This is a genomic window from Lysobacter sp. A421, from assembly GCF_054052145.1.
The window spans coordinates 551,863-569,059 of record NZ_JBSVRL010000002.1 but is presented as its reverse complement, the minus strand read 5'-3'; the positions used below and the strand labels follow the sequence as shown (position 1 = coordinate 569,059).

Here is a 17,197-nt window from a genome sequence, read left to right as displayed (position 1 = left end):
TGATGGAATTTCCTGTCGGGTGCTGAACATGGCTAACCCCTAATGCTTGGGTTGCTGGCGCTGGGTAAACCACAACATGTTGTGTCCCAGGCGGAGGTTCAAGCTACCTCTGGACTGGCGCCAAGTCAACGCTTCTCCTGCGCCGCCGAACCCTGTAATGGGCCACTGGCAAGCCGGGCCTGTCACCCCCGGGAGCCGGACTTTATCGAAGATTCAATGCGATTGCGTCACACTTGTCCGCTTGCTGCCGATATCGTGTTTGAGGGAACCTGCATGCGGACCATGGCGACTTCGACAAAGACCCTGCTCGCGCTCGCCCTGGCGGCGTGTTTCGGCGGGTTTGTGGCCACCGCGGTCATGCTTGGCGCGCGTGCCCCGGCGCTTGCGTCACCCGTGGCGCCGGCGCCGATGGCAACGCCAACGGTCGCAGCGTTGCCAACCGCGGTCGCCGGCCAGCCCCTGCCTTCGCTGGCACCGATGCTGGCACAGGTGACCCCGGCCGTGGTCAGCGTGCAGACCAAACACCGGGTTCGCATCCGCAGTCCGTTTGCGAACGACCCGCTGTTCCAGCGGATGTTCCCGCATGTCCCGCGTGAGCGGATCGAGCGGTCGCTGGGTTCCGGGGTCATCGTCGATGCGGCGCGCGGACTGGTGCTGACCAATCACCATGTGATCGAGGGTGCCGAACAGGTCACCGTAACGCTCGCCGACGGCCGCACCTTGGAGGCGGAGTTCGTCGGCTCCGACCCGGATACCGACGTGGCGGTGATGAAGATCCCCGCACAAGACCTGCAGCAGGTCGCGCTGGCCGATTCGGCCGACTTGCGGGTCGGCGATTTCGTGGTCGCGGTTGGCAACCCGTTTGGTATCGGCCAGACCGTCACCTCCGGGATCGTCTCCGCGGTCGGGCGCAGTGGCTTGCGGGGCCTGGGCTACCAGAACTTCATCCAGACCGATGCCTCCATCAATCCGGGCAACTCCGGCGGCGCACTGGTCAACCTGCGCGGCGAGCTGGTCGGCATCAACACCGCCAGTTTCAACCCGCGCGGCAGCATGGCCGGCAACATCGGCCTCGGGTTTGCGATCCCGGCCAACCTGGCCCGCAACGTGATGAACCAGCTGGTCACCACCGGTGAGGTGCGCCGCGGCACTTTCGGCGTGGACGCGCAGGACGTCGACGCGCGGCTGGCCAAGGCGCTGCACCTGGAGGACGCGCGTGGCGCGCTGGTGACGCGGGTGTTCGAGGACTCGGCGGCGGCGACGGCAGGGCTGCAACCCGGCGACGTGATCGTGTCCGCCAACGACGAGCGAATCGACAGCCGCGATGCGCTGCGCAATTTCGAGGGCTTGCAGGCAATCGGCAGCCAGGTGGTGCTGGGCATCCATCGCGACGGCAAGCCGTTGCAGGTGACCGCGACCCTGCGTGAACAGCCGACCACGTTGACCGGACTGGACCTGGACCCGCGCTTGGGCGGCGCGGTATTCAGCGAACTGCCCGAGCGACTGCGTCAGTCGGGCATATCCGGAGTGCGGGTCGAGTCGGTGGCCGGTGGCAGTCGGGCGGCAAGCAACGGCCTGCGCGTGGGCGACGTCGTGGTCGCCAGCGGCGGCGGAGAATTCGACAACCTGTCCGGCTTCCGCGCGGGCTTCACACCGACTCCGGCACAGTTGGTGCTGCAGATCGTGCGCGGCAATCGACGCGGCGTCCTGCCGATGCAGTGACCCGACACCACCCCAACCCTGGAGCACCCGAATGAGCACCACCGACACCACACCGAACCCCGGCCTGTCATCGCAGAACCTCAAGAGCCATCTGGGCGAAGCCGGAAGCCACCTGAAGCAGGCAGCGCGCGACAGCGGCGAAGCCATCAAGGGTGCCGCGAGTGCTGCGGGCGACGAGCTCAAGCTCGGCCGGGCCCAGATCAAGTCGGAAATGGCCGATAGCGCCCTGGCGGGTATCGCCGCCGCGGAACAGGCGGGCGACGCGATGCGCGAGCAGGCCGACGTGCTGATGGACAAGGGACGTGACCTGATCGACAGCGCCGCGGAGTTGATCCGCGAACGCCCGATCGCCTCATTTGGTGCTGCCTTTGCCGCCGGCTGGATTATCTCCAAGCTTGGCCGCAGCAACGACAGGTAGCCCCGGGGCATGTCCGGAACCGCCGCGCCAGACGACCAGCAATCGTCCATTGACGCCGCTACCCGCGAATCGATGCGGGAGCGGCTTCACACGCGCGCCGCCAAGGACGAGGCACGCGCGGACGATGCCGGATCGGACCAGAGCAAGTCGGATCATGTCGACTCCGATCAGGTCGACCCCGACCTGCTGGAGGCGATCCGCCAGCTCGGCCTCACCGGGCGGGCCAGCCTCGACGCTGCCGGCGCTACTGCCAAGTCGCTCCGCTCGCTGGTGGCCGCAGACGTCTCGCTGGCACGCAGCGCGTTGGGCCGGGCGCTGGCATTTACCGGCGTCGCCATCGCCTTTGGCGGCTCGGCGTGGCTGCTGCTGATGACTACGCTGGTGGTCGTGCTCAAGGGGCCGGTGGGCATGTCGTGGGCGGTGGCGCTGTTGATTTCGGCACTATTCAGCGTGGCAGTCACCGCGATCGCCGCGTGGATGGCCATGCGCTATTTCGAACATACCCGGCTGCAGGCGACACGACGGCAGTTGGCACGGCTGGGGATCGGTGAACTGGCCGATTTCGCCCCCGGTCCCGAATCACCAGACTCGGCGCGCGAGGTCGCCCGACAGCGGCTCCACGAGCAACCCGACGGTAAACCGGCAAAAGACGAACAAGGCGTGTCTGTGACGCCGCCATGACCCCGTCGATGGCACCACACTGACGGGATAACCATGCAGGGGATTGCAGCGTCATGAGCTTCAACAAACTCATCACCAAGGTCGCCCAGGCCGAGAACGCCCTGGAGGCGAACGAGCGCCGCGTCGGCGCCGACTTGCGCCAGCTGAGGGACAGCTGGAAGTCGGCGTGGACACCCGGACGGATCGTGATTGCCGGACTGGCCGGCGGGTTCCTGGTGGGTCGCGGCGAACCATTTCGCAGTGCCGCCCGCAATGGTGGCGTGGTGCGGATCGTGTCGTTGTTGACCGGCCTGTTCGCCAGCACCACCGCGAGCGCTGCCAGCCAGACGGCCGAGGAAGCCGAACAGACGGCGCAGCGGGCAGTCGGTGTCGCGGCCGGAACCACCCCGGGTCCGGACCCTGCCGCTGCCGCAAGCGAGCGGCTCGCCCACGACTTCCTGGAGCGCGCCGCGGCGGCGGCGCGACAGGCCGGCGGCGCGACCGGGCCATGACCACCCCGACACCGGCGCCAGGTTCGCCGGAGCCAGCCACCGGCTCGACGGTGGTCGGCGCCCAGCCCGATCCGGCCGAACCCTCACTGTCGTCCGTGCGGCCACGCGCATCGGCCGCCCTGATGATCCTGGCCATCCTCGCGGTCGGCTTCACCTTGTGGGCGGCGCAAACGGTGATATTGCCGATCCTGCTGGCGGTATTTTTCGCACTGATCGGCAACCCGATCATTCGCGGCTTGCGCAGGCTCTACATCCCGCGCGCGCTGGGGGCGCTGCTGGTCCTGGTGGGCGGCATGGCCGGCACCGCCGCGCTGGGCGTCCAGTTGGTCGAGCCGGCGTCCGAATGGGCCCGGCAGGTCCCGCGCGAGCTGCGCCAACTGGCACCCAAGCTGCGCGAGATGACCAAGCCGATGCAGGCCGCCAACGAGGCTGCCGCCGATATCGCCCGGGCCGCCGACACCGGTGAGCCGGTGCGCGTGGTCCGCACCGAAGTCAACAATCCCTACAAGGCCCTGACGACGACGCCGTTGATGCTGGCATCGGGGCTGGCGGTGGTGCTGCTGACATTCTTCTTTATGGTCTACGGCGAGAACCTGCAACGCAATGCGATGTCATTGCTGCCCACGCGCCAGCAAAAGCGGGTCAGCGTGGAGATCATGCAATCCATCGAACGGGAAATCTCGCGCTATGTGCTGACCATCAGCTTGATCAACATCGCCGTTGGGCTGGCGCTGGCTGGCGTGTTGTACCTGCTGCAGGTGCCGCTGGCCGAAGCGCTGCTGTGGGGGACAATGGCCACCGTGCTCAACTTCGCCCCCTACGTCGGTCCGCTGATCGGCATCATCATCATGCTGATGATGGGGTTCGTCGCCTTTGACGAGTTGTGGATGTCGTTGCTGCCGGCCGGCATCTACCTGTTCCTGCATACCCTGGAAGGCCAGATCCTGACGCCGGTCGTGCTCGGCCGGCAGATGCGGCTGTCGCCCCTGGTATTGATCCTTGCGCTGATGGTCTTTGGTTCGCTGTGGGGGATCATCGGCTTGCTGCTGGCGGTACCGCTGCTGGTATGCGTGAAGATCGTGCTGGCGCGGATCGATGGCCTGGAAGGCTGGGCGAAGTTGCTTGAATAGCTTCCCGGTCCACGCCATTACCCTTGATCTCGACGACACGATCTGGCCGGTCATGCCGGCAATCGTCGGTGCCGAACTCGCGCTCGACGCGTGGCTGGTGGAGCACGCACCACGCGCCGCCCGCATGTGGCCGCTGGACGAGCGCCAACGACTGCGCCAGGTCGCCAACACCGAACGGCCGCACCTGACCCATGACATGACTGCCCAGCGCCAGTGGATGCTGGAAAGAATGCTGGTGCTGGCAGGCGAGGATGTCGACCTGGCCACCGATGCGTATACCGCCTACTTTGCCGCGCGTTGCGACGTCGACCACTATGCCGACAGCGTGCCGGCGCTGGAGCGACTGGCGGCCAAACTGCCCCTGGCCGCGCTCAGCAACGGCAATGCCTGTTTGCACACGATCGGGCTGATGCACCTGTTCGCGTTCCAGCTGGGCGCAAGCGAGCACGGCGCGGCCAAGCCGGCAGCGAGCATCTTCCACGCCGCCTGCGACCAGCTTGGCGTCGCGGCACAATACGTATTGCATGTCGGTGACGATCCCCGGATGGACGTCGTTGGCGCCCACCGCGCCGGTCTGCGTACCTGCTGGATCAATCGCCCCGATGCCTCCGGCAAGACCCGGTCCTGGCAGCGCAGCGACATCCGGCCCGACCTCGAATTTTCCACCCTTGCCGCATTGGCCGACTGGCTCGACGCGACGCACCACCAGGACCCCATTTCCCCATGAGCACAACCACCGGTTTCATCAACGCCGACACGGCCATCGACACCCTCCCGCTGCATGTCATCGACCGCAGTCAGCTGACCGGTTGGCTGTCGACGCAATCGGCGCCGACCGGTAGCTGGGTGGCGGCCAAGGGTTTCGACGCAGCACCCGGCACGGTGCTGGTGTTGCCGGGGACCGATGGCACGATCGTCGGGGCGGTGGCGGGCATCGGCGACCCACTGGATCCGGCCAGCTATGGCCACCTGCCACTCGGGTTGCCGATACGCACGTTCCACCTTGCCGGGGAGCATGAGCCCGCCGTGCTGGCCGCATTGCAGCTGGGCTGGGGGCTGGGCGCCTACCGTTTCAACCGCTACAAGCAGCCCCTGCGCCAACCGGCGCTGTTGCAGGTCGACGGCGATGCCCAGGTGCATGACGCACTGGCCGCCTGCGTGCGGGTGCGCGACCTGGTCAACACGCCGTCCGAGCACATGGGCCCGGACCAGCTGGAGCAGGTCGCCTGCGAGATCGCCGAGCGCCACGGCGCGGCCATCGAGGTGGTCAGCGGCGAGGATTTGCTGGAGCAGAACTTCCCCGCGATCCACGCCGTCGGCCGCGCCAGCCACCGCGCGCCACGGTTGATCGCGCTGCGCTGGGGCGACCAGTCGCATCCGCACGTGGCCCTGGTCGGCAAGGGCGTGTGCTTCGACACCGGCGGGCTGGACCTGAAGGCTTCCGCCGGCATGCGCAACATGAAGAAAGACATGGGCGGCGCGGCGCATGCCATTGCACTGGCCGAATGGATCATGGTGCGCAAGCTGCCCCTGCGGATCACCCTGCTGGTGGCGGCGGTGGAAAACGCCATTGGCCCCGATGCCTTCCGCCCCGGCGAGGTGATCAGCACCCGCACCGGCATCAACGTGGAAATCGACAACACCGATGCCGAAGGCCGGCTGATCCTCGGCGACGCGCTCGCTTACGCCGGCGAGCAATCGCCGGAGTTGCTGATCGACTTCGCGACCCTCACCGGTGCCGCCCGCGTGGCGCTTGGGCCCGACCTGCCGGCGCTGTACAGCAACGATGACGAGCTCGCCAACGCCTGGCTGCAGGCCGGCCAGCAGCAACGTGACCCGCTGTGGCGGATGCCGTTGTGGCGCCCGTACTGGCGCTACCTGACCAGTGACATCGCCGACATCGCCAACGCCGGCCCGTCCAGAATGGCCGGCAGCGTGACCGCCGCGCTGTACCTGGAGCGCTTCGTCCCCGCCGGGCAGAAGTGGGCCCACCTGGACGTCTACAGCTGGAACGACGCCGACCGTCCCGGCCACCCGCCGGGTGGTGAGGCCCAGGGTCTGCGTGCCGCGTTCGCGATGTTGCAGGCGCGCGCCGGGCACTGATCGGCCGGGCGTTATAGCCAGCCCTTCTGCCGCGCCGACCGGTATGCCTCGATGCGGTTGCCGGCGCCGAGTTTGCCGATCGCCTCGGACAGATAGTTGCGCACGGTGCCGTGCGAGAGCTGCAGTTGCGCGGCGATGTCGGTGGCCGGCATGCCCTCGCCGGCCAACCGCAGCACCTGGCGCTCACGATCGTTGAGCGGGTCGGCGTCGGTCCACGCATCCAGCGCCAGTTGCGGGTCGATCGCGCGGCCGCCGCGATGCACCGTGCGCAGCGCCTGGGCCAGGTCCTCGGCCGGCGCGTCCTTCAGCAGATATCCCGCCACGCCGGCGTCCAGCGCCCGACGCAGGAATCCGGCACGGCCAAACGTGGTCACGATCACCACCCTCACCGGCAGCCCGTGGCGCTGGATGCGCTGGGCCAGCTCCAGCCCGGTCAGGCCCGGCATCTCGATATCGGTGACCAGCACGTCCGGCTGCAGTCGCTGCAACTCGCGCCAGGCGCTCTCGCCATCGGCGGCCGCACCGAGCACCTCGATGTCGGGCTCCAGCCCGAGCAGGGCCGACAACGCGCCGCGCACCATCGCCTGGTCCTCGGCCAGCAGAATGCGGATCATGGGTTGGGCCCGCGGTGGGGCATCGTGGCTTTCATGGCCGTGGCATCTCCTTTCCTGTCGCGGCCAGTCATGTCGTGCCTGGTCATGTTGCGCCCAGACCCACCGCCGCGCGGAACGTATCGGCCGTATCGGACGGGGCGATGCCGTCGTCGCCGTGCGGTCCCGCAACGCTGGTATGCACCGGCTTCATCGGAACGCGGATCCGCAGGCGCGTGCCGTGGCCCTTGGATGATTCCACGTCCAGCGTGCCACCCAGCGCCGAGGCCCGCTCGCGCATGCCGCTCAATCCGTTGCCTTCACGCACGACGCCACCGCGGCCGTTGTCGGTGATGTCCAGCTGCACACTGCCATCGACCAGCGCAAACCGGACCTGCGCCTGGCTGGCATGGGCGTGGCGGGCAATGTTGGTGACCGCCTCGCGCAGCACCAGCGACAGCCCGCGCTCGATCTCCAGCGGCAGGCCGGGCGGCGCGTCGTAGTCCAGATGCACCGCCGAGGATTCCAGCAGCAGGCGCGCCGAAGCCAGCTCCGCGGCCAGGTCGGTGGCGCGGATGCCGGTGACCGCGCTGCGCACTTCGGCCAGCGCATGGCGGGCAATGCGTTCGGCTTCCTCCACCTCACGCCGCGAGGCCGCGCTGTCGCGGTCGGCCAGCTTGCGCGACAGCTCCAGCTTCAGGGTGATCAGCGACAAAGTGTGGCCGAGCAGGTCGTGCAGATCGCGGCCGATGCGCTCGCGCTCGGCGGTCGCGGCCAGCCGGCGCACCTCGTCGTGCGACAGCTTCAGTGCGGCGTCCTTCTCCTGGCTGATGTGTTCAACGTTGACGATGACACCGATGATGACGGTCAGTACCGGGATCCAGACCATCACCCCCAGCGGATAACCGATCCACCACGCCAGCGCCCAGAACGCGGCATTCAGCAGCAGCAACTGACCCAGGTAGCCCAGCATCGTCCGGGTGCTGCCGTGCAGCATCACGCAGCCGAAGATGAAGTAGCTCAGCCCCGACGGATACACCGGTAACAACACCATGCTCAGCGCGATCATGCCCAGCGCCGGGCGGTACGCGGTGCGCCGTGGCATCAGCAGAGCCAGCGCGAACAGCAGCAGGAACAGCGGGTACGAGGCCAGCGTCAGCGCCGCCCACTGCCAGCTGAAACCGCCACCAAAAAGCGGCGTCAGGAACACCCACACCGACCACAGCAGGTGGACCGCATGCAGCCACGGCGATCTGCAGCGCCGCAACGCGGTTGCCACCTGCGAATCCGGCGCGGGCGACAGCCAGTTGGGCAGAGCTTTCCACATCACGAAGGCTTCCGGTTGATCACGGCCCATGATCCCGCATCAGCCGATCCGCCGCAGCCGGCGCTGTGCAAGCCCGAAGAACACCGTGGTCACGCCCGCCAGTACCGCCACATGCAGCAGCAATCCGCTACCTGAGTCCATGCCAATCACCTTCAGCGCGACCTGGGCCAGATGCCAGGACGGCCACACCGGCGCGATGACGCCCATCACCGGCGGCAGCATCGACAGCGGCATCCATAATCCGGACATGAACGCCATGGGCAGGTAGATCAGATTGAGCACGGCCGGCGAACCCTGCCCGCCCACCGTGCCTATGTACAGGCCCAGCGCGCAGAACGGCAGCACGCCGATCACGTTGACGATAAACAACAACAACCACTGTGACGCCGCCAGCGACACCTTGCCCAGCGTCGCCGCGAGTACGGCCAGCAGCAGCGAAACCATCACCGAGAACAGCATCGCCATCACCATCTTGGCGAACAGGTACGCGCCCGGCGGCATCGGCAACGCGCGTTTGTAGGCGATGAAACCTCGATCGCGCTCCATCGCCACCGTCACCCCGAAGCCGAACAGTCCGGTGCCCATGACACCGAACACGCCGTAGGTAGCGAGTAGATACCGCGTCGCCTGTCCGCCGTCGCTGCGGTTGAGCACCACCCCGAACAGCAGGTAGAACAGCGCCGGGAACAGCAGCAGCGGCAGCACGAACGACGGCGTGCGCAGCATGCGGCGGAACTCGCAGTGCGCTTCCAGCAGGTAGCTGCGCCAGGGTGGATGCGGGAGCTCGGCGAACGGCGTGGTGGATGCAGGGGGGTTCATCATGCGGCCTCGGCAGTGGATAACGACGCGGCGTGACCCGCGTCGCGGGTGAGATGGATGAAGGCTTCGGCAAGTCCGGCGCGCTGGACTTCCAGCCCGCCCAGCGCCGGGTCATCGGCCAGCAGCCGGCGCACCACGGCCTCGGCGTCATCGGTGACAATCTCGATGTGCGCGTCCCGGCGTTGCGCGCTGCGTACCTGCGGCCAGCCGGCAATGCGCGCGGCGTCCAGCGCCGACAGGCAGCGGATGCGCCGTTGCGCGACATGCGTGCGGATCTCGTCCATGCCGCCGGTGGCGATCACCCTGCCGCGATGCAGCACCGCCACGCGATCGGCCAGGGCCTCGGCTTCTTCCAGATAGTGGGTGGTCAGCAATACGGCGCAGCCACTTTCGACCATCGTGCGGATCGCCTGCCACAGCATCTGCCTCGCCTCGATGTCCAGCCCGGTGGTGGGTTCGTCGAGAAACAGCAACTGCGGATTGCCGCACACCGCCAGCGCAAACTGGACCCGGCGTTGCTGGCCGCCGGACAAGCGCCCGTAACGTCGCTTCAGCAGGCCATCCAGTCCAGCCAGCGCCACGCACTCGGCGACGCTGCGCGGCTGCGGGTAATAGCTGCGGGTGAGGTCAAGCAGTTCACGGACCGTGCTGGTGTCGGGAATGCCGGCCGACTGCAGCATCACCCCGATGTGCCGGCGCGCGGCGAGCCGGTGCGGCGACTGCCCGAACAGCGCGACCTCGCCGGCATCGGCCGACAACAACCCCAGCAGCAGGGCGATCGCGGTGGTCTTGCCGGCGCCGTTCGCCCCCAGCAGGGCCAGCACCTGGCCGCCGTGCAAGGTCAGGTCGACACCATCGAGTGCGAGCACCTTGCCGTAGTGCTTGCGCACGCCACGCAGGCTGGCGAGTTCCATCCGGGGATCATCCATCGTGTGCATCTCGGTTGCGGAATGCAGCCACGATAGGCAGCGCGCGGCGGCACCGGCAGTCCCGACCATCACCGGTTTCACATGACAACCGTCACGTGACGCTGTGCCGGTGGGCGTTTAGGCTGTTCCTGATGAATACCAACGCCGAACTGCTGAAGGAACTCCGCATCGACCGCCAAGCCGCACCGCCGCCATCACGGCGCGGCTTGTGGGTGGCGCTGGCGATCATTGCGCTGGCGGCATTGGCCATCGGCGCATGGCTGCTGAGCCGCGACAGCGGGATCGAAGTACAGACTGCGCCGGTGGTGGCGATAGGCAGCGGCGGTGCCTCCAGCTCGGTGCTCGATGCCAGCGGCTACGTGGTCGCCCGGCGCATGGCGACGGTATCGTCCAAGATCACCGGCAAAGTGCGTGAGGTGTTGATCGAGGAAGGCCAGCATGTCGAGGCCGGTGAGGTGCTGGCGACGCTGGATCCGGTCGATGCCGCTGCCCAGCGCGAGCTCGCCACCGCCCAGCTTGGCGCGGCGCGCAGCCAGATTGCTGGCGCCCGGGCCCGTCTGCGCGAAGCCGAAGCCAGTGCAACGCGCCTGGGTCCGCTGGTCAAACAGCAGTTGGTATCGCAAGCGCAGTACGACCAGGCGGTGGCCGAGCGCGATGCCTTGCGCGCGCAACTGCTGACCGCCCAGCGCCAGGCGCAGGTTGCCGTCGACCAGCTCGCCATCGCCGACAACGGCGTCGACAACACCGTGGTGCGCGCGCCGTTTGCCGGGGTGGTGATCGCCAAGGCGGCCCAGCCCGGCGAGATGATCTCTCCGCTGTCAGCCGGTGGCGGCTTCACCCGTACCGGCATCGGCACGATCGTGGACATGGATTCGCTGGAGGTCGAGGTCGACGTCGGCGAGGCCTACATCGGCCGGGTCAAGCCGGGGATGCCGGTCGAGGCGACGCTGAATGCGTACTCGGACTGGAAGATTCCCGGCGAGGTGATCGCAATCGTGCCCACCGCCGACCGCGGCAAGGCTACGGTGAAAGTGCGGGTCGCCCTGCACGAGCAGGACGAACGGATCGTGCCGGAGATGGGCGTGCGGGTGAGCTTCCTGGAGGCGCCCGACCCCGCTTCGGAGCAACCGGAAGGCGTACGCGTGCCGGCGGCGGCGATTGTGGAACGCGACGGCCAGGACGTGGCGTTCGTGCTCGACCCCGACGACACGGTTGTGCAGCGCAGATTGGAAACCGGGCGGGCGATGGGCGACGACCGCCAGGTGATATCGGGCCTGAGTGCCGGAGAGACCGTCGTGCTTGACCCGCCGGAGGCGTTGCAGGACGGCGCGAAAGTACGCATGGCCGAACAAGACAACTAGAACCAAGACAGCTACATCGGCGATACCCGCCGACAACCCATCGAGGAAAACGCAATGTCACCCCTGGTCAGCATTCGCAACCTCACCAAGACCTACCAGCGTGGTCCCGAGAAGATCCAGGTGCTGCACGGCCTCGACCTGGACATCCCGAAAGGCGATTTCGTCGCCTTGATGGGTCCATCGGGATCGGGCAAGACCACCTTGCTCAACCTGATCGGCGGGCTCGACAACCCCAGTTCGGGCGAGATCGAGATCGAAGGCGAGCGCATCGACCGGATGAGCGCCGGGCAGCTGTCCAACTGGCGCAGCCGCCACGTCGGTTTCGTGTTCCAGTTCTACAACCTGATGCCGATGCTGACCGCGCAGAAGAACGTCGAGCTGCCACTGTTGCTGACCCACCTGGGCAGCGCTCAACGCAAGCGCAACGCCGATATCGCGCTGCAGCTGGTCGGTCTGGCCGATCGCAAGACGCACAAGCCAAACGAGTTGTCCGGCGGCCAGCAGCAGCGCGTGGCGATTGCACGGGCCATTGTCTCCGACCCGACCTTCCTGATCTGCGACGAGCCGACCGGCGACCTGGACCGCCATTCAGCCGAGGAGATCCTGCAGCTGCTGCAGATGCTCAACCGCGAGCACGGCAAGACCATCATCATGGTCACCCACGACCCCAAGGCCGCCGAGTACGCCAGCCACACGATCCACCTGGACAAGGGTGAGCTGGTCGACGCACCGGCGATGGCGCACTGAGGCGGCCATGAAATACCTCTCGCTGATCTGGGCCCAGTTGTTCCGCAGCAAGACCCGCACCTTGTTGACGCTGCTATCGGTGATCGCCGCCTTCATGCTGTTCGGGATGCTCGATTCGGTGCGCGTGGCATTCAACTCCGGCGGCAGCGTGGACGGTGCCAACCGGCTGATCGTCGCCTCGCGCCTGTCGATCACCCAGACCCTGCCGACCCGCCTGCTGCCGCAGATCGAGGCGGTGCCGGGCGTGCAGGAGGTGACCTACGCGATGTGGTTTGGAGGCATCTACCGCGACCCGAAGAACTTCTTCCCGAACTTCTCGGTGGCCGACAACTACTTCGATGTCTACAGCGACTTCGAGGTGCCGCCGGAGCAGCTGAAGGCGTTCCGCGCCAACCGCACCGGGGCCGCCGTGGGCGAGGCGCTGGCCAACAGGTTCGACTGGAAGCTGGGCGATACCATCCCGTTGCAGGCGACGATCTTTCCGCGTGATGGCAGCAATGACTGGCCATTGCAGGTCAGCGCGATCTACCGCGCCAGGGACCGCGAGAACACGGGGGCCGAAAACCAGTTGATGATGCACTGGAAGTATTTCGACGAGGCCAACGACTACATCAAGAGCCAGGTGAGTTTTTTCACCGTGCAGATCGGCAACCCCGCGCAGTCCTCGCGGATCGCACAGGCGATCGATGCGCTGTCGGCCAACTCCGACCATGAGACCAAGAGCCAGACCGAGTCCGCGTTCCAGCAGGCGTTCGCGAAACAGTTCGCCGACATCGGCCTGATCGTCAGCGCGATCATGGGCGCGGTGTTCTTCACCTTGTTGCTGCTGACCGGCAACACCATGGCCCAGGCGGTACGCGAGCGCGTACCGGAGCTGGCCACGCTGAAAACCCTGGGCTTCACCGATGGCACCGTGCTGACCCTGGTGATGGTGGAGTCGGTGCTGCTGGTGGTATTGGGCGGCTTGATCGGGCTGGGGCTGGCGTCGGCAATCATGCCCGGTCTCGCCGCCGCCAGCGGCGGCATGATCTCGCTGCCGCAGGTACCCGCGCAGACCTGGTTGGTCGGCTTGGGATTGATGGTCGCGATCGGCATCGTCGTCGGCCTGTTGCCGGCATTGCGGGCGAAGCGGCTGAAGATCGTCGACGCGCTCGCGGGACGCTGACATGGCTCGGACCGGCCTGCCCACTCCAATGAACAACGCCTCGGGGATCGGACCATGAACAAGCAATGGCTGTGGAATCTGTTGTCGATCCTGTTGCTGCTGGTCGGGCTGGCCGTGTGGACCATGCTGCCCTGGTACGCCGTGCTCGCGGTAGCGGTGCTGCTGGGGCTGTGGCTGTCGTTCACCCATGCCGGCCGGCTCGCACTGGCGGCGGCGCGGATCGGCATCGCCAGCCTGCCGCAGCGCTGGGGGGCCTCCTCGGTGATCATCATCGGCATCGCCGGCGTGGTCGGCGTGCTGGTCGCGATGCTGGCGATGGGCGAGGGCTTCAAGGCCACTCTGGATGCGACCGGCAGCGACAACACCGCGATCATCCTGCGCGGCGGCTCGCAAGCGGAAACCAACTCGATTATCCTGCGCGAGCAGGTGCCACTGGTCGCCAACCTGCCCGGCATCCAGCAGGGCGCCGACGGCAAGCCGCTGTTGTCGGCGGAACTGTCACAGGTGGTGGCGTTGCCGTCACGCGCCGATGGCAGCGATGCCAACGCGCAGTTCCGCGGAGTCGGCGAAGAGGCCTGGGAGGTGCGCGACGGCATCCGCATCATCGAGGGCCGCAAGTTCGGCGCCGGCCTGCATGAGCTGATGGTCGGCCAGGGCGCGCAGTCGCAGTTCGCCGGCCTGGAGGTCGGCAACACGCTGGATTTCGCCAACCAGGAGTGGACCATCGTCGGCACGTTCGCCTCCGGCGATGCCCACGACTCGGAGCTGTGGGGCGATGCGGAAACCATCGCCACGGCCTACCGGCGCAACGCGTTCCAGTCGATCACCGTGCGCACCGAAGGCAAGGCCGGTTTCGAGCAGCTCAAGGCCGCAATGGATGCCGACCCACGGCTGAAGCTGGACGTCGAAACCACCCACGATTACTACGCCAAGCAATCCGGACAGCTGACCAAGCTGATCAGCATCCTGGGCACCGCGATCGGCGCGATCATGGCCATTGGCGCGGTCTTCGGCGCCCTCAACACCATGTACGCGGCCGTCGCCGGACGCGCGCGCGAGATCGCGACCATGCGCGCGATCGGCTTCCGCAGCCTGCCGGTGGTGATGGCGGTGATGCTGGAGACCATGCTGCTCGCCCTGCTGGGCGGGGTGTTGGGCGGCCTGATCGCCTGGCTGGTGTTCAACGGCTACACGGTGTCAACGCTGGGCAACAACTTCAGCCAGGTGGTGTTCCAGTTCAAGGTCTCTCCGGAACTGCTGTGGACCGGCTTGAAGTGGGCGCTGGGCATCGGCCTGGTGGGCGGGCTGTTCCCGGCATTGCGGGCGGCGCGGTTGCCGGTGACGGAGGCTCTGCGGGGAGCCTGAAGCAAACGCACTGTCGAAGCCCACTTGACCCAAAACAACACGGGCACCCGACGGCGCCCGTGTTGTCTGGTGACTTGCGCTATCACGTCGGCTCGTTTTCAGTCGGCCCAGCTGCCAACAACGGTCGACTGCGGCAGCACCACGCTGGACAGCTGCGCGTCGTTGCCCAGCAGGTAGATCGCGTCGGCAAGGATCGCCGCGGACTCCTGCAGCAGCGGGTCGGGACGATCTTCGGCCGCCTTCTCGCGCGCGGTGTCCTTGATGATGTCGCGCTCGTTGGCGGTCAGGCCGTCGTCAGCGGAAGCCAGCGCCAGCGGATCCAGCGCCAGGCCCAGCTCCTTGCGGGTGTCCTGGCGTTGCTGTCGTCGCGCCTCGTTGGCATCACGCTCGGTCCGACGCTCCTGCTCGTTCAAGGAGATCGAGGTCTTGTCGGCTTCCTTGCGGAACCTGGCGACATCCTCGTTCCACCACGTGAACTCCAGGCTCTCGACAATCCGTTCGGCATGCAGGGTCTCAAGCTTCGGCAACAAGGGCTGGAAGTTGCCGTAGCTGACGTGCGGCACGCCGGCGATCCGGGTCCAGGGCAACGCGTTGTCGTAGGTGCTCTCGCCGTATTCGCTGGCATCGACCGAGGCGGGGAAGTTGATGTCCGGCACCACGCCCTTGTTCTGGGTCGAGCTGCCATCGGGCAGGAAGAACTGGGCGACGGTCAGCTTGACCTGGCCGAAGCGCTCTTCCTCGGTCGCCGGCCAGCGGTCCAGGTCGACCAGGTTCTGCACGGTGCCCTTGCCGAAGGTGGTCTCACCGATCACCAGGCCGCGGCCGTAGTCCTGGATCGCACCGGCGAAGATCTCCGAGGCCGATGCGGAACCCCGATTGACCAGCACCGCAAACGGGCCATCCCACGCCACGCCGCGATCCTCGTCACCATTGACACTGACCCGACCGCCGGACTCGCGCACCTGCACCACCGGTCCTTGATCGATGAACAAACCGGTCAACTCGATCGCCTCGTTCAATGACCCGCCACCGTTGTTGCGCAGGTCCAGAACCACACCATCCACGCCATCGGCCTCCAGTTCGGCCAGCAGCTTGGCAACGTCGCGCGTGGCGGAGGCATAGTCGTCCTTGTTCAGCCGGCGACCTTCAAAGTCCTGGTAGAAACCGGGCAGCTCGATGACGCCGATCCGCTGGTCCGGGACGTCGCCCTCGCCTTCGATTTCCAACACTTTCGACTTCGCCGCCTGGTCCTCCAGCCGCACCTTGTCGCGGGTGATCAGCACCCGTACCGGCTTGCTGTCCAGCCCGGCCTCGGCCGGGATGATGTCCAGGCGCACCTGGGAGTCCTTGGGCCCACGAATCAGCTCGACCACGTTGTCGATGCGCCAGCCGATCACGTCTTCCATCGGACCCTCTTCGTCCTGGCCGACACCAACCACGCGGTCACCAGGCGCCAGGATGGCGGATTTGTCGGCCGGCCCACCGGGCACGATCTCGCGGATTGCAACGATGTCGTCCTGCTTTTGCAGCACCGCGCCGATGCCTTCCAGCGACAGTGACATCGACAGGTTGAAGTTCTCCGCCGAGCGCGGCGTGAAGTAACTGGTGTGCGGGTCAATCGCACTGGTATAGCTGTTGAGGAAGGTCTGGAACACGTCCTGACCCTCCAACTGGGTGATGTTCTCGGCCAGGTTGCCGTAACGCTTGTCCAGCGTCTCGCGGATCTTGTCGGCCTCCTTTCCTGCCAGCTTCAAGCGCAGCCAGTCGTTGCGAACCGATTGCTTCCACAGTTGATCCAGCTCGGCCGCGTCGGCCGCCCAAGGCGCATCCTCACGGTCGTAATGGAAACGGTCATCGCCGGAGAAATCGAACATGTCCTGCTTCAACAATGCGCGGGCATAGGCGACCCGTTCCATCACGCGCTTGCCATAGAGATCAAAGATCTCGTATGCCGGCTGCATCTGGCCACTCTTGATGGCGTCGTCAAGCTCGGTGCGGTACTGGTCAAAACTGGAAATATCGGCCTGGGTGAAAAACTGCTTGCCGCCGTCGAGCGCTTCCAGGTAGCGCGTGTACATGTCGGCCGACAACGCATCGTCAAGCGGCTGTGGCCGATAGGCGTAACGGCTGTCGGACAACAAGCCGTAGACCAGCTTGGCCGCCGTGGCCTGGTCGGGGGTCACGTTGTCTGGCAGGTCCATGCTCAGGCTGGGTTTTTCCGCGGCGACCTGGGTCACTGGCGGCGCTACCGGCATGGGCGCGACGGATGGGGAAGTGGTGTCGGCATGCCCCAACATCGCCAGGGGCGCGGTCAGCAGCAACGCAAGCAGGGGAGTGTTGATCATGGAA

General features: G+C 66.7%; 16 protein-coding genes. 11 read left to right on the top strand and 5 right to left on the bottom strand.

The features are described from left to right. The first annotated feature begins 282 nt into the window (after positions 1–282). From ACW7G6_RS07995 to ACW7G6_RS07965, 7 genes are read left to right on the top strand one after another with little or no spacing between them, the layout of a single operon-like run. The gene (locus ACW7G6_RS07995; RefSeq protein WP_456997977.1) at positions 283–1,722 is read left to right on the top strand and encodes a Do family serine endopeptidase; all 1,440 of its coding nucleotides are present in this window, start codon (positions 283–285) and stop codon (positions 1,720–1,722) included. 31 nt (positions 1,723–1,753) lie between these two features. Further along, complete coding sequence (locus ACW7G6_RS07990) at positions 1,754–2,140, top strand: hypothetical protein (RefSeq protein ID WP_456978175.1); 387 nt, start codon at positions 1,754–1,756, stop codon at positions 2,138–2,140. A gap of 9 nt (positions 2,141–2,149) precedes the next feature. Then, positions 2,150–2,821 (top strand): phage holin family protein, encoded by a 672-nt coding sequence (locus ACW7G6_RS07985; RefSeq protein WP_456997976.1) that lies wholly within the window; start codon positions 2,150–2,152, stop codon positions 2,819–2,821. A gap of 53 nt (positions 2,822–2,874) precedes the next feature. Further along, positions 2,875–3,312 carry a hypothetical protein gene (locus tag ACW7G6_RS07980; protein WP_456978173.1) on the top strand — a complete coding sequence of 146 codons (438 nt, stop codon included), beginning with the start codon at positions 2,875–2,877 and terminating at the stop codon, positions 3,310–3,312. Continuing rightward, positions 3,309–4,442 (top strand): AI-2E family transporter, encoded by a 1,134-nt coding sequence (locus tag ACW7G6_RS07975; RefSeq protein WP_456978172.1) that lies wholly within the window; start codon positions 3,309–3,311, stop codon positions 4,440–4,442. The genes ACW7G6_RS07980 and ACW7G6_RS07975 overlap by 4 nt, the downstream gene beginning before the upstream one ends. Continuing rightward, positions 4,435–5,169 (top strand): HAD family hydrolase, encoded by a 735-nt coding sequence (locus ACW7G6_RS07970; protein WP_456978171.1) that lies wholly within the window; start codon positions 4,435–4,437, stop codon positions 5,167–5,169. The genes ACW7G6_RS07975 and ACW7G6_RS07970 overlap by 8 nt, the downstream gene beginning before the upstream one ends. Then, positions 5,166–6,545 (top strand): leucyl aminopeptidase family protein, encoded by a 1,380-nt coding sequence (locus tag ACW7G6_RS07965; RefSeq protein WP_456997975.1) that lies wholly within the window; start codon positions 5,166–5,168, stop codon positions 6,543–6,545. Before ACW7G6_RS07970 ends, ACW7G6_RS07965 begins: the two co-directional genes overlap by 4 nt. 11 nt (positions 6,546–6,556) lie before the next feature. Here the strand turns inward: ACW7G6_RS07965 and ACW7G6_RS07960 are convergent, their stop codons facing one another. From ACW7G6_RS07960 to ACW7G6_RS07945, 4 genes are all read right to left on the bottom strand, one after another. Then, complete coding sequence (locus ACW7G6_RS07960; RefSeq protein WP_456978169.1) at positions 6,557–7,159, bottom strand: response regulator; 603 nt, start codon at positions 7,157–7,159, stop codon at positions 6,557–6,559. Between the two features lie 82 nt (positions 7,160–7,241). Further along, a complete protein-coding gene (locus tag ACW7G6_RS07955) occupies positions 7,242–8,492 on the bottom strand; it encodes a sensor histidine kinase (RefSeq protein WP_456997974.1) in 1,251 nt (416 codons plus the stop codon). Between the two features lie 9 nt (positions 8,493–8,501). Continuing rightward, complete coding sequence (locus ACW7G6_RS07950) at positions 8,502–9,284, bottom strand: ABC transporter permease (protein WP_456997973.1); 783 nt, start codon at positions 9,282–9,284, stop codon at positions 8,502–8,504. Beyond that, the gene (locus ACW7G6_RS07945; protein ID WP_456997972.1) at positions 9,281–10,210 is read right to left on the bottom strand and encodes an ABC transporter ATP-binding protein; all 930 of its coding nucleotides are present in this window, start codon (positions 10,208–10,210) and stop codon (positions 9,281–9,283) included. The genes ACW7G6_RS07950 and ACW7G6_RS07945 overlap by 4 nt, the downstream gene beginning before the upstream one ends. A 131-nt stretch (positions 10,211–10,341) precedes the next feature. Here ACW7G6_RS07945 and ACW7G6_RS07940 point away from each other — a divergent pair, with 131 nt between their 5' ends. The 4 genes from ACW7G6_RS07940 to ACW7G6_RS07925 are packed head-to-tail and all read left to right on the top strand — an operon-like array spanning position 10,342 to position 14,848. Further along, positions 10,342–11,571, top strand: coding sequence for an efflux RND transporter periplasmic adaptor subunit (locus ACW7G6_RS07940; protein ID WP_456997971.1), 1,230 nt, complete (start codon positions 10,342–10,344; stop codon positions 11,569–11,571). Between the two features lie 54 nt (positions 11,572–11,625). Continuing rightward, on the top strand, positions 11,626–12,318 hold the full coding sequence (locus ACW7G6_RS07935; protein WP_456978164.1) for an ABC transporter ATP-binding protein: 693 nt from the start codon (positions 11,626–11,628) through the stop codon (positions 12,316–12,318). Positions 12,319–12,325: 7 nt separating this feature from the next. Beyond that, positions 12,326–13,483, top strand: a complete 1,158-nt coding sequence (locus ACW7G6_RS07930; RefSeq protein WP_456997970.1) for an ABC transporter permease — start codon at positions 12,326–12,328, stop codon at positions 13,481–13,483. 54 nt (positions 13,484–13,537) lie between these two features. Further along, positions 13,538–14,848 (top strand): ABC transporter permease, encoded by a 1,311-nt coding sequence (locus tag ACW7G6_RS07925; RefSeq protein ID WP_456997969.1) that lies wholly within the window; start codon positions 13,538–13,540, stop codon positions 14,846–14,848. 98 nt (positions 14,849–14,946) lie between these two features. Here ACW7G6_RS07925 and ACW7G6_RS07920 read toward each other — a convergent pair whose 3' ends face one another. Beyond that, positions 14,947–17,190: a carboxy terminal-processing peptidase gene (locus ACW7G6_RS07920; protein ID WP_456978813.1), complete on the bottom strand. Its 2,244-nt coding sequence runs from the start codon at positions 17,188–17,190 to the stop codon at positions 14,947–14,949. Positions 17,191–17,197 lie beyond the last annotated feature (7 nt).

Bases quoted from the DNA above. Each gene is read 5' to 3' on its own strand.
- ACW7G6_RS07995 (WP_456997977.1), top strand. From the start codon at position 283: ATGGCGACTTCGACAAAGACCCTGCTCGCGCTCGCCCTGGCGGCGTGT.
- ACW7G6_RS07990 (WP_456978175.1), top strand. From the start codon at position 1,754: ATGAGCACCACCGACACCACACCGAACCCCGGCCTGTCATCGCAGAAC.
- ACW7G6_RS07985 (WP_456997976.1), top strand. From the start codon at position 2,150: ATGTCCGGAACCGCCGCGCCAGACGACCAGCAATCGTCCATTGACGCC.
- ACW7G6_RS07980 (WP_456978173.1), top strand. From the start codon at position 2,875: ATGAGCTTCAACAAACTCATCACCAAGGTCGCCCAGGCCGAGAACGCC.
- ACW7G6_RS07975 (WP_456978172.1), top strand. From the start codon at position 3,309: ATGACCACCCCGACACCGGCGCCAGGTTCGCCGGAGCCAGCCACCGGC.
- ACW7G6_RS07965 (WP_456997975.1), top strand. From the start codon at position 5,166: ATGAGCACAACCACCGGTTTCATCAACGCCGACACGGCCATCGACACC.
- ACW7G6_RS07960 (WP_456978169.1), bottom strand. From the start codon at position 7,159: ATGATCCGCATTCTGCTGGCCGAGGACCAGGCGATGGTGCGCGGCGCG.
- ACW7G6_RS07955 (WP_456997974.1), bottom strand. From the start codon at position 8,492: ATGGGCCGTGATCAACCGGAAGCCTTCGTGATGTGGAAAGCTCTGCCC.
- ACW7G6_RS07950 (WP_456997973.1), bottom strand. From the start codon at position 9,284: ATGATGAACCCCCCTGCATCCACCACGCCGTTCGCCGAGCTCCCGCAT.
- ACW7G6_RS07945 (WP_456997972.1), bottom strand. From the start codon at position 10,210: ATGGATGATCCCCGGATGGAACTCGCCAGCCTGCGTGGCGTGCGCAAG.
- ACW7G6_RS07940 (WP_456997971.1), top strand. From the start codon at position 10,342: ATGAATACCAACGCCGAACTGCTGAAGGAACTCCGCATCGACCGCCAA.
- ACW7G6_RS07935 (WP_456978164.1), top strand. From the start codon at position 11,626: ATGTCACCCCTGGTCAGCATTCGCAACCTCACCAAGACCTACCAGCGT.
- ACW7G6_RS07930 (WP_456997970.1), top strand. From the start codon at position 12,326: ATGAAATACCTCTCGCTGATCTGGGCCCAGTTGTTCCGCAGCAAGACC.
- ACW7G6_RS07925 (WP_456997969.1), top strand. From the start codon at position 13,538: ATGAACAAGCAATGGCTGTGGAATCTGTTGTCGATCCTGTTGCTGCTG.